The sequence below is a fragment of the Amycolatopsis sp. NPDC047767 genome (assembly GCF_040704195.1).
In the GTDB taxonomy this organism is placed as follows: Bacteria; Actinomycetota; Actinomycetes; order Mycobacteriales; family Pseudonocardiaceae; genus Amycolatopsis.
The window spans coordinates 40,678-64,498 of the sequence record NZ_JBEYSJ010000012.1 but is presented as its reverse complement, the minus strand read 5'-3'; the positions used below and the strand labels follow the sequence as shown (position 1 = coordinate 64,498).

18 protein-coding genes and 1 riboswitch are annotated in these 23,821 nt (G+C 73.3%); of the genes, 15 read left to right on the top strand and 3 right to left on the bottom strand.

All coding sequences use genetic code 11. The features are described from left to right. Positions 1-6 precede the first annotated feature (6 nt). Entirely contained in the window at positions 7-744 is a 738-nt protein-coding gene (locus AB0878_RS22230) for a helix-turn-helix transcriptional regulator (RefSeq protein ID WP_366582156.1), read from the bottom strand. Positions 745-810: 66 nt separating this feature from the next. On the opposite strand from AB0878_RS22230, the gene AB0878_RS22225 reads away from it, so the two are divergent. The 6 genes from AB0878_RS22225 (at position 811) to AB0878_RS22200 (ending at position 10,104) form a co-directional block, all read left to right on the top strand. Beyond that, complete coding sequence (locus AB0878_RS22225) at positions 811-1,998, top strand: MFS transporter (RefSeq protein ID WP_366582155.1); 1,188 nt, start codon at positions 811-813, stop codon at positions 1,996-1,998. A 283-nt stretch (positions 1,999-2,281) separates the two neighbouring features. Beyond that, positions 2,282-2,485: a hypothetical protein gene (locus tag AB0878_RS22220; RefSeq protein WP_366582154.1), complete on the top strand. Its 204-nt coding sequence runs from the start codon at positions 2,282-2,284 to the stop codon at positions 2,483-2,485. A 321-nt stretch (positions 2,486-2,806) separates the two neighbouring features. Then, positions 2,807-5,986 carry an isoleucine--tRNA ligase gene (gene ileS / locus AB0878_RS22215; protein WP_366582153.1) on the top strand — a complete coding sequence of 1,060 codons (3,180 nt, stop codon included), beginning with the start codon at positions 2,807-2,809 and terminating at the stop codon, positions 5,984-5,986. 138 nt (positions 5,987-6,124) lie between these two features. Further along, positions 6,125-7,765 carry a penicillin-binding transpeptidase domain-containing protein gene (locus AB0878_RS22210; RefSeq protein WP_366582152.1) on the top strand — a complete coding sequence of 547 codons (1,641 nt, stop codon included), beginning with the start codon at positions 6,125-6,127 and terminating at the stop codon, positions 7,763-7,765. A gap of 69 nt (positions 7,766-7,834) precedes the next feature. After that, the gene (locus AB0878_RS22205; protein WP_366582151.1) at positions 7,835-8,530 is read left to right on the top strand and encodes a helix-turn-helix domain-containing protein; all 696 of its coding nucleotides are present in this window, start codon (positions 7,835-7,837) and stop codon (positions 8,528-8,530) included. A 95-nt stretch (positions 8,531-8,625) separates the two neighbouring features. Then, the gene (locus tag AB0878_RS22200) at positions 8,626-10,104 is read left to right on the top strand and encodes a potassium/proton antiporter (protein ID WP_366582150.1); all 1,479 of its coding nucleotides are present in this window, start codon (positions 8,626-8,628) and stop codon (positions 10,102-10,104) included. 1 nt (position 10,105) lies between these two features. Here the strand turns inward: AB0878_RS22200 and AB0878_RS22195 are convergent, their stop codons facing one another. After that, positions 10,106-11,476, bottom strand: coding sequence for a PLP-dependent aminotransferase family protein (locus tag AB0878_RS22195; RefSeq protein ID WP_366582149.1), 1,371 nt, complete (start codon positions 11,474-11,476; stop codon positions 10,106-10,108). A gap of 85 nt (positions 11,477-11,561) precedes the next feature. On the opposite strand from AB0878_RS22195, the gene AB0878_RS22190 reads away from it, so the two are divergent. From AB0878_RS22190 to AB0878_RS22165, 6 genes are all read left to right on the top strand, one after another. Continuing rightward, a complete protein-coding gene (locus tag AB0878_RS22190; protein ID WP_366582148.1) occupies positions 11,562-12,773 on the top strand; it encodes a Tm-1-like ATP-binding domain-containing protein in 1,212 nt (403 codons plus the stop codon). A 1-nt stretch (position 12,774) separates the two neighbouring features. Continuing rightward, the gene (locus AB0878_RS22185) at positions 12,775-13,596 is read left to right on the top strand and encodes a phosphoenolpyruvate hydrolase family protein (RefSeq protein WP_366582147.1); all 822 of its coding nucleotides are present in this window, start codon (positions 12,775-12,777) and stop codon (positions 13,594-13,596) included. 79 nt (positions 13,597-13,675) lie between these two features. Continuing rightward, a riboswitch (SAM riboswitch) is annotated at positions 13,676-13,790 on the top strand. 40 nt (positions 13,791-13,830) lie between these two features. Next, positions 13,831-15,174: an aminotransferase class V-fold PLP-dependent enzyme gene (locus AB0878_RS22180; RefSeq protein WP_366582146.1), complete on the top strand. Its 1,344-nt coding sequence runs from the start codon at positions 13,831-13,833 to the stop codon at positions 15,172-15,174. 21 nt (positions 15,175-15,195) lie between these two features. After that, positions 15,196-15,840: a hypothetical protein gene (locus AB0878_RS22175; RefSeq protein WP_366582145.1), complete on the top strand. Its 645-nt coding sequence runs from the start codon at positions 15,196-15,198 to the stop codon at positions 15,838-15,840. Positions 15,841-15,939: 99 nt separating this feature from the next. Beyond that, entirely contained in the window at positions 15,940-16,521 is a 582-nt protein-coding gene (lspA, locus tag AB0878_RS22170) for a signal peptidase II (RefSeq protein ID WP_366582321.1), read from the top strand. Beyond that, positions 16,518-17,447, top strand: a complete 930-nt coding sequence (locus tag AB0878_RS22165) for an RluA family pseudouridine synthase (protein WP_366582144.1) — start codon at positions 16,518-16,520, stop codon at positions 17,445-17,447. The genes lspA and AB0878_RS22165 overlap by 4 nt, the downstream gene beginning before the upstream one ends. Here the strand turns inward: AB0878_RS22165 and AB0878_RS22160 are convergent. Continuing rightward, entirely contained in the window at positions 17,444-18,460 is a 1,017-nt protein-coding gene (locus AB0878_RS22160; protein WP_366582143.1) for an AsnC family protein, read from the bottom strand. The two genes, AB0878_RS22165 and AB0878_RS22160, sit on opposite strands and share 4 nt — an antisense overlap. 227 nt (positions 18,461-18,687) lie before the next feature. Here AB0878_RS22160 and AB0878_RS22155 point away from each other — a divergent pair, with 227 nt between their 5' ends. From AB0878_RS22155 to AB0878_RS22145, 3 genes are all read left to right on the top strand, one after another. Then, complete coding sequence (locus tag AB0878_RS22155) at positions 18,688-22,017, top strand: DUF885 domain-containing protein (RefSeq protein WP_366582142.1); 3,330 nt, start codon at positions 18,688-18,690, stop codon at positions 22,015-22,017. Further along, a complete protein-coding gene (fahA, locus tag AB0878_RS22150; RefSeq protein ID WP_366582141.1) occupies positions 22,014-23,219 on the top strand; it encodes a fumarylacetoacetase in 1,206 nt (401 codons plus the stop codon). Before AB0878_RS22155 ends, fahA begins: the two co-directional genes overlap by 4 nt. A gap of 136 nt (positions 23,220-23,355) precedes the next feature. Next, the gene (locus AB0878_RS22145) at positions 23,356-23,811 is read left to right on the top strand and encodes a phospholipase D-like domain-containing protein (protein WP_366582140.1); all 456 of its coding nucleotides are present in this window, start codon (positions 23,356-23,358) and stop codon (positions 23,809-23,811) included. The last annotated feature ends 10 nt before the right edge of the window (positions 23,812-23,821 follow it).

The window sequence follows — 23,821 nt, the reverse complement described above, 5'->3', positions numbered from 1 at the left end:
GAGCCGCTAGATACCCAGGATCTCGCCCAGCGCGGCGCTTCCCGCGGGCGTCAGGCGGACCGCGCGGTGGGCCTGGGCGCGGCGGCGCAGCCAGCCGGCGTCCAGCAACCGCTGGGCAACGGCCGCACCGAGCGCGCCGGCCAGGTGGTGCCGTTGTTCGCTCCAATCCAGACAGAAGCGCAGCAGCGGCCGCCGCGCCGCGGAAGCCGCCTCGAGGTCGACGCCCAACGCGGAGAACACCGTCTGAGCGGCAGGCCCCAGAACGTACGGATGATCCGGCAGCTGCGAGGAAATCCGGTCGCCCGGCCGTCTCGCGGTGGTGGGGTCACCGTCCACAGTGGCCAGTGCGCCGCGTGAGACGAGAGCCGCCGTGATGGCGACGCCCAGCTGCCCGGCGACGTGGTCGTAGCAGGTCCGCGCCGAGCGCAACGCGGCCGCGCGCGTGCCTTCGCGCAGCGAACGGACCGGTCGCGCGGGGGAGAACCGCGCCAGGGTCTCCAGCAGCTCCGGGGCCGCGCCGGCGAGGCGGTAGAAGCGGTGCCGTCCGGAGCGTTCGGCGGTGACGAGGCCCGCGTCCAGCAGTTTCGCCAGGTGGGAGCTGGCGCCCTGCGCCGACAGGCCCGCCTCGGCGGCCAGCACCGACGCGGCGAGCGCGCGGCCGTCGCCCAGGGCGAGCAGCACGCGCACCCGCGCCGGGTCGGCGAAGAGGGCCGCGGTCGCGGCGATGTCGGCGTCTCCGTCCACGACGTCCAGGGTGCCCCCGCGACACTTCCACCGCGACGGAAGCGTCCGCGAGGTCCACTGGAGACCATGAGACCGGCGCTCCTGATCACCCTGTGCACCGGGATGTTCCTGGTGCAGCTCGACCTCACCGTCGTCAACGTCGCGCTCCCGACCCTCGGCGAGCAACTCCACGCCGGACTGAGCGCGCTGCAATGGGTCGTCGACGGCTACTCCGTCGTCCTCGCCGCGCTGCTGCTCGCGGGCGGCGCGCTTGGCGACGTCCTCGGCCACCGCGGCGTGGTGCTCACGGGGCTGGTGGTGTTCGGCGCCGCGTCCGCCGCGTGCGGGTTCGCCCAGTCCGCGGCCTGGCTGGTCGCCGCCCGGGCCGTGCAGGGAATCGGCGCCGCGCTGCTGCTGCCGGGGACGCTCGCCGTGATCAACCAGCAGTGTCCCGATCCGGGCACCCGGGCCTGCGCCCTCGGCGTCTGGGCCGGCGTGTCGGCGCTCGCCCTGCCCGCCGGGCGGCTGCTCGGCGGGGCGCTCGTCTCCGTCGCCGGCTGGCGGCCCGTCTTCCTGCTCAACGTGCCGATCGTCGTGGCCGCGACCTTAGCCGTGCGCAAGCTGGTCGGGCCCGGTGCCCGCACCCCCGGCCGCACCCCCGGCCGCACCCCCGGCCGCACCCCCGGCCGCACCCCCGGCCGCACCCCCGGCCGCATCGACGTGCCCGGCGCCGCCACCGCCGCGCTCGCTCTCGGCGCCGGCGTCTACGCCGTCATCGGGCACCAGCCCCTCGCCGCGGGCATCGCCGTGACCGCGGCAGCCGCCTTCCTCGTGATCGAACACCGCTCCGAAGCCCCGATGCTGCCGCTGGGTCTGCTCAAATCCCGCCGCACCGCGGGCGCCACCGTCATCTCCGCCGCCATGAACTTCGTCGGCCTCGGCTCGGTTCTCGTCTTCACCCTCTACCTGCAGAGCGTGCTGCACCTCGAACCGCTCGACGCCGGGCTCGCCCTGCTGCCGCTCTTCCTGCCGCTGGTCCTGCTCGGCCCGCTCAGCGGCCGCCTCACCGCCAAACTCGGCCCCCGCCCGCCGATCATCGCCGGGCTTGTCCTCGGCGCTCTCGGTCTCTTCGGACTCCTCCGCGTCGACACGTATCCGACTCTCCTGCCCACCTCCTCGGCCTCGGCGCCGGCATGGGCCTGCTCACCGCCGCCGTCGTCACGGCGGCCGTCACCGACGCCCCGCCCGAACGCGCGGGCATCGCCGGCGGCGTGAACAACGCCGCGCGCCAAGCCGCGGGCGCCCTCGGCGTCGCCGTTTTCGGCGCCGTGGCAGGAGATCCCACACACCGCACGACCTTCGCCCACGGCCTCCACGCCCTCGGCGTCCTCTCCGCCGCCCTGTGGCTCGCCGCCGCGGCCCTCGCCGCCGTCACGACCGGCCCCCGGGCCACTGGTGCGAATGGAACAGGTTGGCCTCTCCGGGCTCGGGGCACGTTGTGGAGGAGCGCGGCACGCGACGGGAGGGTTCGTTGACGGGACGGGCGGCGAGGTGGTTCGTGCCGTGGCCGATGCCGCGGAAGACCGCGCTGCTCGTGGCCTCGGTGTACACGACGTTGGCGGTCGGCTGGCCGGCCGTGGGGTTGTTCACCGTCCTCGGACCGGTCACGGCGTGGTTCAACGTCTTCTGCCTGGTGCTCTGGACGGCCAACGCGGCGTTCTACTGGATCGCGTACGTGCGCGCCCGCCGCACACAGCGGTGACGCCGGCCGGCGCGGCTTTGCACGCCCGTCACGACCGGACCCCGGGTCACCGCAAACGTGGTTGCGCGCTCGGGCTAACCTGGTATCAGCAAGGCGTCGATCCGGCCATCACCGGGGAGCCTCCGGAAGAACGGGACGCGGGCGTCCCCAGTAGAACCGGACGGGGCGGCCCGTCACAGCCGACGAACGAGTGGCCCGGCAGCGGCACCGCCGGGCAAGCGGGGTGGTACCGCGTGACGCGCGAGCGTCTCGTCCCCGTGTGGGTGACCGGTAGGCGCCGGTCGTCCGTACGCGAGCGACGAACGCAAGGAGCGCACCCCGATGTACCCGAAGGCCCAGCTCGACGGAGAGACCGGAGACACCACGGTCCCGTCGCAGCCGTCGTTCCCCGCGCTGGAGCAGCGCGTGCTCGAGTACTGGGAGACGGATCGGACGTTCCAGGCCTCGATCGCCGCGCGCCCGGCCGGGGAGAACGGCGACAACGAGTACGTGTTCTACGACGGCCCGCCGTTCGCCAACGGGCTGCCGCACTACGGGCACCTGCTCACCGGGTACGTGAAGGACATCGTCCCGCGCTACCAGACGATGAAGGGCAAGCACGTCGACCGCCGGTTCGGCTGGGACACCCACGGCCTGCCCGCCGAGCTCGAGGCGATGCGCCAGCTCGGGATCACGGAGAAGGAAGAGATCGAGGCGATGGGGGTCGCCAAGTTCAACGAGGCTTCCCGCGAGTCCGTGCTGCGCTACACCAAGGAGTGGGAGGAGTACGTCACCCGCCAGGCGCGCTGGGTCGACTTCGACAACGACTACAAGACGCTCGACCTGCCCTACATGGAGTCGGTCATCTGGGCGTTCAAGCAGCTGTGGGACAAGGGGCTGGTGTACGAGGGCTACCGCGTGCTGCCCTACTGCTGGCGCGACGAGACGCCGCTGTCCAACCACGAGCTGCGCATGGACGACGACGTCTACCGCACCCGCCAGGACCCGGCCGTCACGGTCGGGTTCCGCTTGGAGGGCAACGGGAACGAGCTCGACGGCACCTACCTGCTCATCTGGACGACGACGCCGTGGACGCTGCCGTCGAACCTCGCCACCGCCGTGCACCCCGAGGTGCGTTACGTCGTGGTCGAGAGCGAGAACTTCCCCGGCAAGCGGTTCCTGCTCGCCGAAGCCCGCGTCGGCGCGTACGCGCGCGAGCTCGGCGAGGAGCCGACCGTCGTGGCGCACTACACGGGGGCGCAGCTGCTCGGAAACCGTTACGCCCCACCGTTCCCGTACTTCCTCGGCCGCGAGAACGCGCACCGGATCTTGTCGGCGGATTACGTCACCACCGAAGACGGCACCGGTGTCGTGCACATCGCGCCCGCCTACGGTGAAGAGGACAAGGTCGTCACCGACGCCGCGGGCATCACGCCGGCCACCCCGGTCGACGCGCGCGGCCGCTTCGACGCGACCGTGCCCGACTACGAGGGCCAGCAGGTGTTCGAGGCCAACCCGAACATCATCCGCGACCTCAAGAACGGCACGGGTTCCGCCGAGCAGCAGGGCCCGATCCTGCTGCGCCACGAAACCTACGAGCACCCCTACCCGCACTGCTGGCGCTGCCGCAACCCGCTGATCTACCGCGCGGTGTCGTCGTGGTTCGTCGCGGTGACGCAGTTCAAGGACCGCATGGTCGAGCTCAACCAGCAGATCACGTGGTACCCGGACAACGTCAAGGACGGCCAGTTCGGCAAGTGGCTGGAGAACGCCCGCGACTGGTCGATCTCCCGGAACCGTTACTGGGGTTCGCCGATCCCCGTCTGGCAGTCGGACGACCCGACCTACCCGCGCACCGACGTCTACGGCTCGCTCGACGAGCTGGAGCGCGATTTCGGCGTGCGCCTGGACAACCTGCACCGCCCGTACATCGACGAGCTGACCCGGCCCAACCCGGACGACCCGACCGGGCGGTCCACCATGCGCCGCGTGCCCGAGGTCCTCGACGTGTGGTTCGACTCGGGCTCGATGCCGTACGCCCAGGTGCACTACCCGTTCGAGAACGCCGAGTGGTTCGAGCACCACTACCCGAGCGACTTCATCGTGGAGTACATCGGGCAGACGCGCGGCTGGTTCTACCTGCTGCACGTGCTCGCGACGGCGTTGTTCGACCGGCCGGCGTTCCGCACCTGCATCAGCCACGGCATCGTGCTCGGCTCCGACGGGCAGAAGATGTCGAAGTCGCTGCGGAACTACCCGGACGTGACCGAGGTGTTCGACCGCGACGGGTCCGACGCCATGCGCTGGTACCTCATGGCGAGCCCGATCCTGCGCGGCGGCAACCTCGTCGTCACCGACCGGGGCATCCGCGACGCGGTGCGCCAGGCCGTGCTGCCGCTGTGGAACTCGTACTACTTCCTCGCCCTCTACGCCAACGCCGAGGGCGTGGAAGGCCAGTGGCGCACGGATTCCACGCACCTGCTCGACCGGTACGTGCTCGCGAAGACCCACGAGCTCGTGACGGACGTCGAGTACGCGCTGGACAACTACGACATCGCCGGCGCGTGCCAGACCGTGCGCGACTTCCTGGAGGTGCTCACGAACTGGTACGTGCGCCGTTCGCGCGACCGGTTCTGGGCGGGTGACCAGGACGCGATCGACACGCTGCACACGGTGCTGGAGGTGACCTCCCGCGTCGTCGCGCCGCTGCTGCCGCTCACGACCGAGACGGTGTGGCGCGGCCTCACCGGCGGCCGTTCGGTGCACCTGACCGACTGGCCGAGCTCGCTCGACCTGCCGGCCGACGCGGCGCTGGTCACGGCCATGGACCGCGTGCGGCAGGTGGCGTCGACGGCGCTGTCGCTGCGCAAGGCCAACAAGCTGCGCGTGCGGCTGCCGCTGGCGAAGCTGCTGGTCGCGGCCGAGGACGTGGAGGCGCTGCGCGAGTTCACCGACATCCTGCGTGACGAGGTGAACGTGAAGTCGGTGGAGCTGACCACCGACGTCGCGGCGCACGGCTCGTTCGAGGTCGCCGTGAACGCGCGGGCGGCCGGGCCGCGCCTGGGCAAGGACGTGCAGAAGGTCATCAAGGCCGTGAAGGCGGGCGACTGGACCACGAACCCGGGCGGTGTCGTGGTGGCGGCCGGGATCGAGCTGCTCGACGGCGAGTACGAGCGGCGGCTCGTGGCCAAGGACGGCGGCGCGGCGGCCGAGCTGCCGGGCGGGTCCGGGCTGGTGCAGCTCGACACCGAGGTCACGGCGGACCTGGCCGACGAGGGCGTCGCCCGCGACCTGGTGCGCGTGGTGCAGCAGGCGCGCCGCGAGGCCGGCCTCGACGTGTCCGACCGCATCGCGCTCACGGTCGACGCGCCGGACGAGGTCGTGGCCGCGGTGCGCAAGTTCGAGGAGTTCGTGGCCTCGGAAACGCTGGCCACCTCGGTGACCTACGGCGACGCTCCCGAGGGCTTCGAGGGCACGGTCGGCGACGGCGTGAAGGTCCGCGTGGCGGTCGAGAAGGCGTAGCGAACCGGCCGTCCCGGCGTTGATCACGAATCGGCGTCGGGACGGCCGCTTTCTCACCTGTAACGCTCCTTGTCCGTCAGCGATGGGCAAGCTGGGCCGAGTGCGCGCACGACGCACGGGCCTGGGGGAGAGTCACAAGTGAGTCCTGCCGGTAAGAGAGCCGTCCTGATCGGGGGCGCGGTCGCGATGGTCGCGATCGTGGTGGCGGCCGTGGTGTTGTTGACCGGCGGTTCGCCGGCGCCCGAGGCGGCGGCCGAGCCGACCGGGACCTCGGTCGCGGCGGGACCGGTCGCCCCGGATCCGACGTCGGCGGCGCAGCTCTACCTGAAGGACTTCGCGGGCCACGACACCGACGACGCGAGCCTGCTGACCGACGACCCGCACGGCGCGGCCGCCGCACTGCGCGACGCCTGGGACACGCTCAAACCGGACGGGCTGCAGGCCAAGCTCGGCAAGGTGAGCGACGCCGCCGCGAACGCGCCGAAGAGCACCGCCGCGTACACCCTGACCTGGGACCTCGGCCCCGGCCACGTGTGGTCCTACGACGGCAGCCTCGACCTCGTGCACTCCGGCGACAGCTGGCGCGTGCACTGGGCCCCCGCCGCGCTGCACCCGAAGCTGCAGGCCGGGCAGCGGCTCGTGATCGCGACCGCGGCGGCCGACGAGGCCGTGGTGGTGGACCGCGACGGCAAGCCCGTGGTCATCAGCGGACCGGGTGGCACGCACCTGGATCCCGCCGCGAAGTTCCCGCTGCTCACGCAGGCGCTGACCGGACAGGGCACGTCGACGCCGTCCGACACCTTCGCGGTGGAGCGGGTCGACACCTCGGGCAAGGCGCTGGAAACGCTCTTCGGCAAGACCGAAAGCGGGCAGCAGGCAGTGAAGTCCACAGTGAGCGTTTCCGTGCAGAAGGCGGCGCAGGCGGCCGTCGACTCCTACCGCGGCAAGGCCGTGATCGTGGCGATCCAGCCGTCCAACGGCGGGGTGCTCGCGGTGGCGCAGAACGCGGCGGCGGGCACCGGCCCCTCGGCGCTGAACGGCCTGTACGCGCCGGGCTCGACGTTCAAGATCGCGACCGCGACGGCGGCGCTGGAGGCCGGCGTCGTCACGAAGGACTCGCAGGTGGCGTGCCCGCTCACGGCGCGGATCGGCACCCGCACGATCTCCAACGAGGGCTTCGACCTCGGCACGACCACCGTGCACCGCGCGTTCGCGCATTCGTGCAACACCTCCTTCGGCCAGCTCGCCTCGCAGTTGCCGCCGGACGCGCTCGCCAACGCCGCGAGCCAGTACGGCCTCAACGCCGACTTCGACATCCCCGGCCTCACCACCGAGATGGGCAAGGTCGGCGCCGCCGGCAGCGCCGACGAGCAGGTGGAGGACGGCATCGGCCAGGGCACCGTGCAGGTCAGCCCCTTCGGTGAGGCGGTGATGGCCGCGACGGTGGCCGCGGGCAAGGCGGTGACGCCGAAGCTGTGGCTGGACGCCGATTCCGCCACGACCGTCAACGACGGCTACCACGCGCCGCCCGCGAGCGTGCTGGCCTCGGTGCGCTCGATGATGCGCGAGGTCGTCACGGGCGGCACCGCGACCGGCCTGGCGCGCTCGGGCACCGTCTACGGCAAGACCGGCACCGCGCAGTTCGGCGACGGCGCCGAGGCGCACGGCTGGTTCGTGGGCTACCGCGGTGATGTCGCGTTCTGCGTGTTCCTGGAGGGCGGCAACGACTCCGGCCCGGCCGTGACGCTCGGCGCGAAGTTCCTCGCCGGCGTGAAATGACACGCGTGAAACGACACCTGAAATAGCGCTTCGGCGGCGGCCGAAGCGTCGGGCTCCTACGGTGGGGGCATGGAGACCGTCGCGCTGGCCGAGGTGGCCGCGGTGCTCGCCGACCCGAGCCGGGCGACGATGTGCCTCGCCCTGCTCGACGGGCGCGCCTGGACGATCAGCGAGCTGGCCGCGGCGGCGCGGATCGCGGTGTCGACCGCGAGCGAGCACGTGACGCGGCTGCACGACGCCGGGTTCGTCGCCCGGGTGAAGCAGGGCCGGCATGCGTACGTCCGCATCGCCGACCCGCGCGTCGCCGAGCTGATCGAGCACCTGGCGCAGCACGCCGAGCACCGCGAACCGGTCGGGCTGAAGGCGTCGTTGCGCACGCAGCGGCTGAGTTTCGCGCGCAGCTGCTACGACCACCTCGCCGGAACCGTCGGCGTCGCCTTGCGCGAAGGCTTGATCGCCAAGGGGATCGTCGGCACCGGCGACGGGCTGACACTGACGGCGGCCGGGCGCGAGGTGCTCGACGAGATCGGGGTCGCCGTGCCGGAACGCGGCCGGCGCCCGCTGCTGCGCGACTGTCTGGATTGGACGGAGCGGCGCGACCACCTCGCCGGCGCCCTCCCCGCGGCGATCCTGGCGCGGGCCGTCGACGCGGGATGGGTGACCCGGGACCGGCAACGCGCGGTGCGGCTGAAGCCGGCCGCGGAGAAGCCGTTCGCCGCACTCGGTGTCGATCTGGCGACACTGGGTGGCGACCGAGTGTCCTAACACACCACTTTGCCCGAGTTGTCCGGTGGTGCACGAACGGGTGAACGCCCCCGTCTCTCTATCCTGGAAGCCCACGGCGACCGGAGGGGGCGGAGATGGATCAGCTTCCCCTGCTGCTCGGCGTCGGCGGAGTGGTGCTGCTCGCGTCGGTGGTCGCCGTGCGCGTGTCGATCCGGCTGGGCCTGCCGTCGCTGCTGCTGTACCTCGGCATCGGCGTGGCGCTGGGCGAATCGGGCATCGGCATCCAGTTCGACAATCCCGGCCTCACGCAGTCGCTCGGGCTCGCCGCGCTCGTCATGATCCTCACCGAAGGCGGGCTCACCACGCGGTGGCAGGCCGTGAAACCCTCGCTGGGGCCGGGGATCCTGCTGTCCACAGTGGCCGTGGTCGTGAGCATCGCGGTGACCGGCGCGGCGCTGCACTGGCTGCTCGGGCTCGACTGGCGGCTCGCGCTGCTGTGGGGCTCGGTGCTCGCGTCGACCGACGCGGCGGCGGTGTTCTCGGTGCTGCGTTCGGTGGGGCTGCGCCCGAAACTCGTCGGCACGCTGGAGCTGGAGTCCGGCCTCAACGACGCGCCCGCGTACATCGCGGTGATCGTGCTCGCGTCGGGGGACACAGTGGGCTGGACCCTGCCGCTGTTGGTCGTTTACGAGCTCGCCGCCGGGCTCGTGATCGGTTTGCTGTTCGGCTGGCTCGGCGCGATGGCGCTGCGCCGGGCCGCGCTGCCGGCCACCGGCCTGTACCCCCTGGCCACGGTGGCCGTGTGCATCCTCGCGTACTCCTCCGGTCAGCTGGCCCACGCGTCCGGGCTGCTCGCCACCTACGTCGCCGGGCTGGTGCTGGGCAACTCCAAGCTGCCGCACCGCTCCGACACGCTCTCGTTCGCCGAAGGCCTCGGCTGGCTCGCGCAGATCGGGCTGTTCGTGCTGCTCGGGCTGTTCGCGTCGCCGAGCCGGCTGCTGGAGACGCTGGTGCCCGGTCTCGTCGCGGGCGCGGTGGTGCTGCTGCTCGCGCGGCCGCTGTCGGTGGTGATCTCGCTGCTGCCGTTCCGGCTGCCGTGGCGGGAGCGGACGTTCCTCTCGTGGGCGGGCCTGCGCGGCGCCGTGCCGATCGTGCTCGCGATGATCCCGCTCTCGCAGGGCGTGCCCGGTGCGAGCCGGCTCGTCGACGCGGTGTTCGTGCTGGTCATCGTGCTCACGTTGCTGCAGGGGGCCACGCTCGGGCCGTTCGCCCGCTGGCTCGGGCTCACGAAGAGCGCCGAGGCCCAGGAGATCGAGGTCGACGCGGCGCCGCTCGACGAGCTCGGCGCCGAGCTGCTGCAGGTGCGCATCCAGAAGGGCTCGAAGCTGCACGGCGTGTACATCTCCGAGCTCGGCCTGCCTGTCGGCGCCACCGTGAGCCTCGTGGTCCGCCGTGGTTCCGGGTTCACGCCGCAGAAGACCAGCCGCCTGCAGGAGGACGACCAGCTGCTGGTGGTCACCACGGCCGGCGTCCGCGACGCGACCGAGCGCCGGATCCGCGCCGTCGACCGGGCCGGGCGGCTCGCGCGCTGGCGCGGCGAGCTGGGCCGCTGAGTCACCGCAGCGAGGCGAGCACCGGCTCCAGGTCTCGCGGCGCGTGCCACAGCGGCAGGCGCAGGTGGGTCCGGAACCCGTCGTAGACCGAAAACGCGGGCCCCGGCGCCAGTTTCACCCCCGCGGCGAGCGCGCGCTGCGCGAGGCGCACGGCGTCTTCGCCGGTGTCGGCCCACAGCCCGGTGCCGCCGGCCGGTGTCGTCCAGCGCCAGTGCGGGACCACGCGGCCGAGGACGTCCACAGTGGACTCCCAGCGCGCGGCGAGCAGCGCGCGCCGCGCCTCGCGGGCCTCGGCCACGCGGCGCAGCAACCCGGCGGCGAGCAGCTGGTCGACGACCGAGCACCCCAGGTCGATCGCTTTGCGCGCCTCGGTCAGCCGTGCGATCGTCGGCGCGTCCGCGCGGATCCACCCGATCCGCACGCCGCCCCAGAACAGCTTCGACGCGGTGCCGATGCTCACCAGCAGCTCCGGCGGCACGTGCGCGGCCAGCCCCGGCGCAGGCCCGCGGAACGCCAGATCGGCGCTGCTGCGGTCCTCCACCGTGCGCAGGCCCGCGGCGGTGATCAGCTTGCCGAGCTCGCGCCGCGCCGCCGCGGGCATCCGCTCGCCGGTCGGGTTGTGCACGGACGGCTGGCAGTACAGCAGCGCGGGGGAGCGGCGCAGCGCCGCTCGCAGCTGGTCGCGGTCGATTCCGTCGGCCGTCCAGCGGATACCCCGCAGCCGGGTCCCGGCCCCGGCGAACGCCTCGAGCGCGCCGCGGTAGCTCGGTTCCTCCACCACGACCAGGTCGCCCGCCGTGACCAGCGTGTTCGCCACGAGCCACACGGCCTGCTGGGCGCCCGCGGTCACCAGCACCTGCTCGGGGCCGGTGGGCACGCCGTCGTCGGTGAGCAGCCGCGCGATCGTGGCCCGCAGCCGCGGGATGCCGGCGGGGAAGTAGCCGTCGGTGCCGAGATAGGGCTCCAGGTCGGCGGGGCCGAGCGCGGCCAGCGCGTCGGCGGTCAGGGCCGAGCCGGGCAGGGCACCGCTCGACAGGTCCGCCGGGGCGGCCGAGCCGGTGAACGAAACGAGCCGGCCACCGGACACGCCCGGGCCACCGGGCTGGCGCCGGCGCACCCGCGAACCGGAGCCGGCCTCGGCCGTGAGCCGTCCGCCGGCCGCCAGCTGGTCGTACGCCGAGGTCACCGTGCCCCGGGAGACACCCAGTGCGCGCGCGAGCGGCCGTTGCGCGGGCAGGACGGCGGCCTCGGGCAGCACGGCGGAGTCGACCAGCTCGCCCAGCGTGGCGGCGAGCGCGGCGGGAAGCGTGGGGCCACCGCCGCGCCAAGCGCCGAGCAGCCGGACCAGTTCGGCGGCCGTGACCCGGTGCATGGGCACCTCCTTCACCAGCCAGTTTGGACCACTTCCGGCGAAGTGGCCCAGCGGCCGCACCTGCCGCGGGGCGACGATGGCGGACATGGCCACGGTCTGCCTCGTCGGCACCCTCGACACGAAACACGCCGAATACGACTGGCTGCGCACCCGCCTCGAAATCGACGGCGTGCACACGCTGCTGGTCGACGCCGGGTCGTCCCCGTCCGACGGCGCCGACGTGCCCGCCGAGGAGGTGGCCCGCGCCGCCGGCGTCGACCTCGCTTCCCTCGAAGGCGACCGCGGGCACGCCGTGGAGACGATGGCGCGCGGTGCGGCGGTGACCGTCCGGCGGCTGTTCGACGAGGGCCGGGTCGACGCTGTGCTGGCGGTCGGCGGCTCGGGCGGGTCGTCGATCGCGGCGGCGGTGATGCGCGAGCTGCCGGTGGGGCTGCCGAAGCTGCTGGTCTCCAGCATGGCGTCCGGCGACGTCCGCCCGTACGTGGGCGAGACCGACGTGACGCTGATGTACTCCGTGGTCGACATCGCCGGGCTCAACTCGGTGTCGAAGACCGTGCTGGGCAACGCGGCGGCGGCGATCGCCGCCATGGCCCGCCACCACGACACCGGCCGCGAGACCACCGACCGGCCCGTGGTCGCGGTGACGATGTTCGGTGTCACCACCCCCGCCGCGGACGAGGCCCGCGCCGAGCTCGAACGGCTCGGCTACGAGGTGCTCGTGTTCCACGCGACCGGCTCCGGCGGCCGGGCGATGGAGAAGCTCGTGACCGACGGCCTGCTCGCCGGTGTGCTCGACCTGACCACGACGGAGCTGGCCGACGAGCTCGTCGGCGGGGTGCTCTCCGCGGGCCCGCACCGGCTGGAGGCGGCCGGGCGGGCGGGACTGCCGCAGGTGGTCAGCGTCGGCGCACTCGACATGGTCAACTTCGGCCCGGCCGACACCGTGCCCGAGCGGTTCGCGGGCCGAAACCTGTTGGTGCACAACCCGACTGTCACGCTGATGCGGACCACCGCGGAGGAATCCGCGGAGCTGGGCACGCTGCTCGGGCGCAAACTCCGGGCGGCACAAGGGCCCGTGTCGGTGTTCCTGCCGCTCGGCGGAGTGTCCGCTGTGGACGTTCCGGACGGCCCGTTCCACGATCCGGCGGCGGACGCCGAGCTGTTCGCCCACCTCACTGAAGCGCTTTCCGGTGGCACCGCGATCGTGACGCGGCGCGAAGAGGCCATCAACGACGCCGGGTTCGGCGCGGCCGCCGCCCGGGAACTGCACCGGCTCATCGGCGAAGGGAGGTCCTGACGTGGACCGCGAACGAGCGCTGGCCCGGCTCACCGCCGCGGTGGCGCAAGGCCGGCCCGTGATCGGCGGCGGCGCGGGCACCGGCCTGTCCGCCAAGTCCGCCGAGGCCGGCGGCATCGACCTGCTGATCATCTACAACTCCGGCCGCTACCGCATGGCCGGCCGCGGCTCGCTCGCCGGGCTGCTGGCCTACGGCGACGCCAACGGCATCGTCGTGGACATGGCGCGCGAGGTGCTCCCGGTCGTGCGCGACACGCCGGTGCTGGCGGGCGTCAACGGCACCGATCCGTTCCGGCTGATGGGCCCGTTCCTCGACGAGCTCAAGCGGATGGGGTTCGCGGGCGTGCAGAACTTCCCGACGGTCGGGCTGATCGACGGCGTGTTCCGCCAGAACCTCGAGGAGACCGGCATGGGTTACGGCCTGGAGGTCGACCTCGTCGCGCTGGCCCGCGAACGCGATCTGCTGACCGCGCCGTACGTCTTCGACCCCGAGCAGGCCGCCGACATGACCCGCGCGGGAGCCGATGTGCTGGTGCCGCACCTCGGGCTCACCACCAGCGGCACGATCGGCGCGCAGACGGCGGTCACGCTCGACGAGGCCGTCACCCGGGTGCAGGCGATGCACGACGCGGCCAAGCGGGTGAACCCGGACGTGCTCGTGCTGTGCCACGGCGGCCCGATCGCCGAACCCGCAGACGCGCAGTACGTGCTCGACCACACCGAAGGGATCGTCGGTTTCTTCGGTGCTTCCTCGATCGAACGGCTCCCGGCCGAGCGCGCGATCCGCGAGCAGACGGAGGCCTTCCGCGCGCTGCGGCGGTGATCGCCGGTCTGTGAGCGCCGTCTCAGCTCACGGGACACCTCTGGCGTCACGGGGCGTCGTTCGGTTACCTTCATCAACAGGTCATGAGTGCCAGCGTTCAGCCCCGGCTTGCTGGCCGGCAACCCTCCTACCGCGGTGGGGTGCCCCGGGTGAAGACCGGGCCGGTCGCGTTGTGCGGCAGGCAAGCGCGGGCCCCTCGCCGGGGGTCCCCCGGACTGCCGAGGAGGCACCGCCATGACGCTCGCTCTGGACCGTACCGCTGGAAACACCGAAACCGTTGCCGCACAGGGGATTCCCGGCGTCGCGGGGGCGGCGCTGCGGGTGCCGCTGGTGACCGGCGGCGAGATCGGCTACGCGAACCTCGACCACGCGGCGAGCGCGCCGTGTCTCGACGCGGTCCGCTCCGCGGTCGACGAGTTCCTGCCCTGGTACGCGAGCGTGCACCGCGGCGCCGGCTTCGCGTCGCAGGTGTCGACGCGGCTTTACGAGCGCACGCGCGACATCCTGCGCCGGTTCGTCGACGCGCGCGCCACCGACACCGTCGTGTTCACGCGCAACACCACGGATTCCTTCAACCTGCTGGCCCGCTCGCTGCCGCGGCGCACGTCGGTGGTCGTGTTCGACACCGAGCACCACGCGGCCCTGCTGCCTTGGCGTGGCCCGAATGTGCGGCGCGTGCCGCTGCCGCGCACGCGCCTGGCCGCGGTGTCCGTTGTGGACGAAGCACTCGCCGCCTGCCCGGAAGGACCGCGGCTCGTGGTGGTGACCGGCGCGTCGAACGTGACCGGTGAGCTGCTGCCGGTCGCCGAGATCGCCGCCGTGGCAAGGAAACACGGCGCGCGCGTGGCGCTGGACGCCGCGCAGCTCGCGCCGCACCGCCGGATCTCCCTGCGGGAGCTGGACGTCGACTACGTCGCGCTCTCGGGGCACAAGCTCTACGCGCCCTTCGGCGCCGGCGCGCTCATCGGCCGGTCCGACTGGCTGCGCGCCGCCGAGCCGTACCTCGCCGGCGGGGGCGCGACGAAGCTCGTGACCGAGGACGCCGTCGTGTGGAACACCGGCGCCGAACGGCACGAGGCCGGCTCGCCGAACACCGTCGGGGTCTACGCGCTGGGCGTCGCGTGCGAGCAGCTGGCCGCGAACTGGACCGCCGTGGGGGAGCACGAGGCCACGCTGCTGGAACGGCTGCGCAAGGGCCTGGCCGGCGTGCCCGGCTGCGCCGAGCTGCGCCTGTTCGACGCAGCCGTGGACCGCGTGGGCACCGTGAGCTTCGTCGTCGACGGCTTCGAACCCGGCTGGCTCGCCGCGGTCCTCTCGGCCGAGTACGGCATCGGCGTGCGCGACGGCGCGTTCTGCGCCCACGTCGCCACCAAGCGCCTCATCGGCGAATGCGGCCGCGACGGGCAGCAGGCCGTGCGCGTGAGCCTCGGCCTGGGCAGCACCGAGGAGCACGTGGACCGGCTCGTGCTCGCGCTGCGCCAGATCGTCGCCCGCGGCGCCCGCTGGGAGTACACGAAGGTCGACGGCCGCTGGGCGCCGGTGGGGGACCCGCGGGAGCTTCCTCCGTTCTGCGCCTGAGGCGCTCGCTAGGCTCCCCGCATGGGGAGAGCGTGGGGGTTCTGGGTTCCGTTGGCGGCGCTGGGGTTCGCCGAGCTGATCCTGGCGGCGGTGCAGCTCGCGACCGCCGAACACGGGGCGCAGGGTGATCTCTATGCGGACCCGGTCCACCGGGTCCCCGGAGGTCTCCTCGGCCCCGGCCCCGGCCCCGGCCCCGGCCCCGGCCCCGGAGGGCTGCAGTTCCTCACCCAGGACCAGGTGCCGCTGCCGCCGTCGACGTACGCGACGGCGCTCGGCTGGCCGATCGCGCTCGCCGTGGTGGTGGCACTCGTGCTGGCCGGGTACGTGCGGGCCGGGAAGGCCCCGAGCACCGGCCGGTTCGCCGCCCTCGTCGCCGGTGGTGTGCTGGCCGTGCCGGTGCTGGACCTGGCCGCGTTCGGCTGGCTCGGTCTCGGCGCGGACCTGCGCGGACCCGCGCTGGCGACGCTGGGGCTGGTGGTGCTCGCGTGGTACGAGCGCAGCGTCGTCGTGCTGGTGGTCGCGGTGGTCTTCGCCCTGGTCGCGGCCGTGGTGCTGCCCGGGCTCGGCGGGGTCGTGCTGTCGGCCGCGATCCTGCTGGCGACGGCGTTCGCGGTGGTCGCCGGACCGGCGAAGTGGCGGTCACGGCCTGCCGCCGCGACCGGGTGAGCCCGGGGCGTGGACAATGGGGGCGTGAGCACCGAGTCCTCCTCGTCCGAACACGGCCTGTCCGAAGGCGCTGAGCCCGCCGATGCCCCCGAACCGGCGGTGACCGGCGACGCGGCTCCCGAAGAGCCTGCCGCCGAGAAGGCGGCCGTGCTGCTGCCCAAGCGCCGGGTCGGGCTGGTGTTCGCGGTCGCGGCCGTGATCTGGGTGATCGACCTGGTGTCGAAGAACCTCGTGGCGGCCAACCTCGAGGGCAAGGAGCCGGTGCGCGTTCTCGGCGGGCTGATCTACCTGCAGGTGATCCGCAACTCCGGCGCCGCGTTCTCGATGGCCTCCGGGATGACGTGGGTGTTCGCGCTGGTCGCGGCCGCGGTGGCGATCGCCATCATCTGGCTGTCGCGGCGGCTGCGCAGCGTCGGCTGGGCCATCGGCCTCGGCCTGGTGCTCGCGGGCGCGCTCGGCAACCTCACCGACCGCATCTTCCGGGCCCCCGGCCCGCTGCGCGGTCACGTCATCGATTTCATCTCGGCCTTCGCCCCCAACGGCGAGGGTTTCGCGATCTTCAACATCGCCGACTCCGCGATCTGCGTCGGCGGCGTGCTCATCGTCCTGCTGTCGCTGCTGGGCAAGGACTACGACGGCACCTCGACCCGCGACAAGAACAGCAAGAAGGAGACCGCGTGACCGCGCGCCTGCTGCCCGTCCCCGACGGGCTCGACGGCATGCGTGTCGACGCCGGCCTCGCCAAGCTGCTGGGCCTGTCCCGCACGGTGGTGGCGGAGCTCGCCGAGGCCGGCGACGTGCTGGTGGACGGCCGGCCCGCCGGCAAGTCCGACCGCCTGACCGCCGGTGGCCTGCTGGAAGTGACGCTGCCGGAGCCGGAGTCCCCGATCCAGGTCATCGCCGAGCCCGTGGAGGGCATGAAGATCCTCCACGACGACGACGACATCGTGGTGATCTCCAAACCCGTGGGCGTCGCGGTGCACCCGAGCCCCGGCTGGACCGGGCCCACGGTCGTCGGCGGGCTCGCCGCCGCGGGCCTGCGCATCTCGACGTCGGGCGCCGCCGAGCGCCAGGGCGTGGTGCACCGGCTCGACGCGGGCACCACCGGCGTGATGGTGGTGGCCAAGAGCGAGCACGCGTACACGGTGCTCAAGCGCGCCTTCAAGGAGCGCACCGTCGACAAGGGCTACCACGCCGTGGTGCAGGGCCACCCGGACCCGACGCGCGGCACCATCGACGCGCCGATCGACCGGCACCCGCGCCACGACTACAAGTTCGCCGTCGTCGCCGGCGGGCGCCCGAGCGTGACGCACTACGAGGTGGTGGAGGCGTTCCGCGCCGCGTCGCTGGCCCACGTGAAGCTCGAGACGGGCCGCACGCACCAGATCCGCGTGCACTTCTCCGCGCTGCGCCACCCCTGCGTGGGCGACCTGACCTACGGCGCCGACCCGGTGCTCGCGCGCCACCTCGGGCTCACGCGGCAGTGGCTGCACGCCCGTACCCTCGGCTTCGCGCACCCGGCCGACGGCCGCTGGGTCGAGTTCGAGGCCGAGTACCCCGACGACCTCGCCGGCGCGCTGGAGATCCTGCGCGAGGAGAGCTACTAGCCCTCGACGGCCCAGGTCAGCGTGCGGTCGTCCGGCTCCGGCCGGGGACTCCAGCGCACCGAGACCACGCGCGTCGCGTCCGGGATGACGTAGACGGTGTGGCCGCCGAGCGTCTCGCCCGGCCGCACGCCGATCTTGTGCGGCGGCCGGGAGGTCAGTGACACGGGCGCCTTGGCGACCGTCGTGCCGTCGGCTGTGACGAGCTCCAGGTAATTGTCGGGCAGCGACGCGAAGGGCACGTTGCCGCGGTTGGTGATCTCGGTGTGCACGACCACCGCCCGCTCGCCCGCGTCGAGCCGGTAGCCGGCGGCGCCGAAGAGGTAGTCGGCCGGGTCCTGCACCTCCAGCAGCTGCACGGTGAGCTGCTCGCCTTCGAGGCCCTGCGTCGCGAGCGTCTCGCCGATCCGGCCGCGCTTGCCCTCGGCCGGGCCCGCGCGGCGCGGTTCGTCGCCGCGCGCCCAGGACGCCGTCTGCGGTACGCCCCACGTGCTCAGCGCGGGGTCGAGCGGCGGCGGTGCGTACGGGCCCGACGGCACGCCATAGGGTCCCGAAGACACGCCGTACGGGCCGGACGGCACGCCCGGCCCGGGTCCCGACGGTCCACCGTGGACGGACGGCGCACCCGGCGTTCCGGGTCCGTTCCCGGGACGCGGAACGGGGGCGCTCGGCGGGGCCGCGGCCGGGAACCCTTGTCCCGGCGGCATCCCCGGGCCCGGGCCGGGCGGCAGGCCGGGGCCGGGCCGTCCGCCGGGTGCGGCGACGGGCATCGGGCCCGAGGGCGGCGGGGCCTGCTGCCACGACGGCGGCGCGGCCGCGATCGCCGCGCGCAGCCCGGCGGGATCGCTCTCGACGCCGACGAGCAGCGGCAACCCGCTGCCGGACAAGGCAACCAGGCGGTAGGCGACCTCACGCGGGTCCATGCTCACCTTCGCGGCGAGGTCGTGCACGGCCGTTTTGCCCAGCTCGGCGAGGGCGGCGAGCAGGCGGACATCGGCGGGATCGGTCACGGCCACCCGGGGAACGCTACCTTCCGGGCCGGCCCGCGCGCGGCAAGGCCGGGCCGCATCGCCCGGTCCGGTGGCGGCGCCCCGGATTCGGTGGCTCTGGGTGTCGGCAACGGCGCGGATCCGCCGTTCACAATGGGTGAACGGGACGCTCGTGCCGGAACGCCACCCCGGCGCCCCGGTCTCCATTAGGGTCGGAATCGCACGGCACCACCGAACCCCGGGAGTCCGCACCCATGACCGTCGTCACAGATCTCGCCGACGAGCTCGTCGGCGAGATGTTCGGCTTCGAACCGCTCTCCGCCGCGATCCTGGGCATCAAGCCCGACGCGCCGGGGCTCGGCGACCCGAGCGCCGCCGCCGAAGCCGCGTACCGCGAGCGGCTCGCCGGTCTGCTGGAACGGACGCGGGCGATCGAGGCCGGCGCGCTCGACGCGACGGACCGCGTCACGCGCGAGGTGGTGATCAACTCGATCGAGGGCAAGCTCGACCTGATCGACAGCCGCTTCGGCGAGTTCACCGTGACCGACCTGTTCGTCGGGCCCGCGGCGGGGCTGCTCTCGGCGCTGCCGATGGTGCCCGTGCTGCCGGGGGAGAAGTCCTCGGTGCACCTCGACCGGCTGGCGGAGATCCCGGCTTTCCTGCGCGCGGTCGCGCTGCGGCACCGCGAAGGCATCGAGGCCGGGCTGGTGCCCGTCGAGCGGCTCGTGAAGGGCGCGATCGCCCACGTCGACCGGTACCTCGCCGAACCGGCGGGTGACCCGCTGCTGCGCCAGCCGGCGCCGGACGAGGCGTTCGCGAGCCGGCGCGAGGAGCTGCTGCGCGACGTCGTGCGCCCGGCGTTCAAGGAGTACCGCGACTTCCTCGAAGCCGAGGTGCTCGCCCACGGCCGGCCCGACGACCGCGCGGGCGTGTCGTGGCTGCCCGGCGGGGACGAGATCTACACACGCCTCGCGCGCATGCACACCACCACCGACCGCTCGCCGCAGGAGCTGCACGACACCGGCCTCGCGGTGATCGCGGGCCAGGTGGAGCAATACCAGGCGCTGGGCGAGCGCGTGTTCGGCACGCGCGACCTGCAGGAGATCTTCGAGCGGCTGCGCACCGACCCGAAGCTGCGCTGGACGAGCGCCGAGGAGCTGCTCGACACCGCGCGCTCGGCCATCACGCGTGCGGCGGCCGAGTCGCCGAAGTGGTTCGGCACGATTCCGCCGCAGCCGTGGACGGTCGAGGCCGTGCCGGAGGACTCCGCGCCCGGCGCGCCGCCCGCGTACTTCATGCCGCCGGCCGTCGACGGCTCGCGCCCGGGTACCTACTTCGCGAACACCTACGAGGCCACCGAACGGTTCCGGCACACCGCCGAGGCCACGGCGTTCCACGAGGCGATCCCGGGCCACCACTTCCAGCTGAGCACCGCGCTCGGGCTCACCGACCTGCCGCTGCTGCGCCGCCTCGGCGACTTCAACGCCTACGTCGAGGGCTGGGGCCTCTACACCGAGCGCCTCGCCGACGAAATGGGCCTGTACTCCGACGACGTCTCGCTGCTCGGCATGCTCACGCTCGAGTCGATGCGCGCCGGGCGGCTCGTGGTCGACACCGGGCTGCACGCGCTGGGCTGGAGCCGGCAGCAGGCCATCGACTACCTCGTCGGGAACACGCCGATGGGCCGGCTGGAGATCGAGGCGGAGATCGACCGCTACATCGGCTACCCGGGCCAGGCGCTCGCGTACCTGGTGGGGCGCCTGGAGATCCAGCGGATCCGCGCCGCGGCCGAGACCCGGCTGGGCAGTGAGTTCGACGTCCGCGCGTTCCACGACGTGGTGCTCTCCGGCGGCGCGCTGCCGCTGTCGGTGCTCGACACGGTGGTCACCGACTGGGTCGCCGGCCACGGGGACACCGTCGCGGGCCTGGCCGAGGACCTGCTGGAGCTCGAGTTCGAACGCGCGCCGCTGGAGCGCACGATGTACGGCCTGCCCGGCGACCACGGTGTGCTGCCCGACCCGAGCCTCGCCGCGACCGACAGCTTCCGCACCCGCTTCGCCGACCTCGCCGATCGCGCGGAGGCGATCGACCAGGCCCGCCTTTCGGCCACGGACGCCGTGACCCGCGACGTGGTGATCGCCCGCGCCCGCGGCGTCGTCGACACGCTCGACTCACGGCTGGCCGGGTTCGCCGTGAGCGACGGGTTCAGTTCGCCGGCGCTGTACCTGATCACCAACCTCTCCGCGCTGGTGCCGGAGGACGAGGAGAAGGCCCGGGGCTACCTGCGCCGGCTCGCGGGCATCGGCGGCTACCTCGACGCCGTGATCGAAGCCCAGCGCGCCACCGTGGCCGACGGGTTCGCGCCGCCGGACTTCCTGGTGCGCGTGGGCATCGGGTACGTCGAGCGCTACCTCGCGGCCGGGGACGCCGATCCGCTGCGGGTCACGCCGGCGGTCGAGGTCGCCGGGTTCGCCGAGGAGCGCGACCGGCTGCTGGCCGAGGTCGTGCGTCCGGCGTTCGCGCGCTACCGCGCGTTCCTGGCCGACGAGGTGGCGCCGGTCGCCAAGCCCGAGACCGAGCCGGGCATCGGGCACCTGCCGGGCGGGCAGGAGAAGTACCAGGGCCTGATCCGCGCCGAGACCACCACCGACCGCACGGCGCAGGACCTGCACGACACGGGCCTGCGGATCGCCGAGAAGCTGGCGGGGGAGTACCGCGAGCTGGGCGGGCGGGTGTTCGGCACCGAGGACCTCGCCGAGATCTTCGAGCACCTGCGCAGCGATCCCGCGCTGCGCTGGCGCGACGGCGAGGAGCTGCTGGCCGGTGCCCGCGCCGCCATCACGCGGGCGGAAGCCGTTGCGCCGCAGTGGTTCTCGCGCGTGCCCGCGGCGAAGTGCGTGGTGGCGCCGGTGCCCGAGGCCGACGCGGCCAGCGGCACCATCGCCTACTACCTGCCCGCGTCGCTCGACGGCTCGCGCCCGGGCACGTACTACGCCAACACCCACGAGGCGAGCTCGCGGCCGCGGTTCACCAGCGAGGGGATCGCGTTCCACGAAGCCGTGCCGGGGCACCACTTCCAGCTCTCGTTCGCGCAGGAGCTCACGGATCTGCCGCTGCTGCGGCGGCTGGTGCCGTTCAACGCCTACATCGAGGGCTGGGGCCTCTACTCCGAGCGCCTCGCCGAGGAGATGGGCCTGTACTCCGACGACGTCACGCGCCTGGGCATGCTCACGCAGGACTCGATGCGCGCCGCGCGGCTCGTGGTCGACACCGGCTTGCACGCGCTGGGCTGGACGCGGCAGCAGGCCGTGGACTACGCCGTGGCCAACACGCCGATGGCGCGGATCGAGATCGAGGCGGAGATCGACCGGTACGTCGCGAACCCGGGCCAGGCGCTCGGCTACATGGTGGGGCGCCTGGAGATCGAGCGCGTCCGCGCCGCGGCCGAGGAGGCCCTGGGCGCGGACTTCGACATCCGCGAGTTCCACGACGTGGTGCTGGGCAACGGAAACCTGCCACTGTCCACACTGGACACACTCGTGGCGGAGTGGATCGCCGCCCGGCAGGCGGGGGTCGCGCGGTGACCTGGCTCGACCTGCCCGAGGACACGGACTTCGGGCTCGACAACCTGCCCTACGGCGTGTTCTCCCGCGGTGGCGAGCCCGAACGCCGCGTCGGCGTGGCGGTGGGCGAGCACGTGCTCGACTTGTCGGCCGCGGCCGAGGAAGCGGCGGCGCCGTTCGCGCAGCTGCTCACGAGCGGCGTGCTCAACCCGCTGCTGGCGGCCGGACCCGCGACGTGGCACGACGCGCGCGAGCAGGTGCGCGAGTGGCTCACGGCCGGGCGCTACGCCGACCAGGTGCGCCCGCACCTCGTGCCGCGCGCGGAGATCACGAACCACCTGCCCTTCGAGGTCGCGGACTACGTGGACTTCTACTCGAGCGAGCAGCACGCGATCAACGCCGGGCAGATCTTCCGCGGCGCCGACGACGAGCTGATGCCGAACTGGAAGCACCTCCCGATCGGCTACCACGGCCGGGCCGGCACGGTCGTGGTGTCGGGGACGCCGGTCGTGCGGCCGTCGGGGCAGCGCAAGCCGCGCACGGCCACGGAGCCGTCGTTCGGGCCGTCGAAGCTGCTCGACATCGAGGCCGAGGTCGGCTTCGTGGTGGGCACCCCGTCGACGCTGGGCACGCCCGTTCCGGTCGAGGACTTCGCGACGCACGTGTTCGGCGTGTGCCTGGTCAACGACTGGTCCGCGCGCGACATCCAGGGCTGGGAGTCGCAGCCGCTGGGACCGTTTCTCGGGAAGTCGTTCGCCACGTCGGTTGCCCCGTGGATCGTGCCGCTGGCCGCGCTGGAGCACGCGCGCGTGCCGCAGCCGGCGCAGGACCCGCAGCCGCTGGAGTACCTGCGGGTGACCGAGCCGTGGGGGCTGGACCTGGCGCTGGAGATCCGGATCAACGGCCACCTGGTGTCGAGCCCGCCCTTCGCCACGCAGTACTGGACCGCACCACAGCAGCTCGCGCACCTCACCGTCAACGGCGCCAGCCTGCGGACCGGCGACCTGTACGCGTCGGGCACCGTCACCGGCCCGGCCAAGGAACAGCGCGGTTCGCTCCTGGAACTGAGCTGGGGCGGCCGCGAACCCTTCCCCCTGGGCGACGGCGAAACGCGCACCTTCCTGCAAGACGGCGACGAGGTCTCGATCAGCGCCACCGCACCCGGGCCGTCCGGCACCCGGATCGGCTTCGGGGAGGTGACCGGCCGGGTCGTGCCGCGCTAGGCAGAGCGCGCCGGACCTGACCGGTCGCGGTCATGCCCGGAACCGAAGACACAGGCGACGCAGGTCGACGGCGCCGGGTGGCACGCGAGCGCGGACTTCCGGCTCACGCGCGCACGACGGCGATTGGGCCGCCTCGGTGTACGTCCACGCGAAGCTCGGCATCGTCGACGACGAGTGGCTGACCGTCGGATCCGCGAACCTCGACGAGCACGAGCTCTTCAACGTCACGGAAGTCGACATCACGACCGACGACCGCGCGCTGGTTCGCGCCACCAGGCTGCGCCTGTGGTCCGAGCACCGGGGCCGCCTCGCCGCAGAGCTGGGCACCGACCCGGCCGAGGTGGTCGACGACCCGTGGCGGCCCCTCGCGGAGAAGCAAGCTAGCCGGGAACGCCGCGGCGAGCGCCGCACCCACCGGCTCGTGCTGCTCCCCGGCGTCTCCCGTCGCGCCGGCCGGCCGCAGGGTCCGTTGTGGGGTCCCCGTCGTGGACGGCCGAGGAGCAAGCCGGGGAAACTCCGAGGGGCCGCACCCGCGTGGGCACGGCCCCCGGAGCGCGCGGGTGGATCCGCGCAGCCGAGAACTCCGAGGTGATCGGGGATGG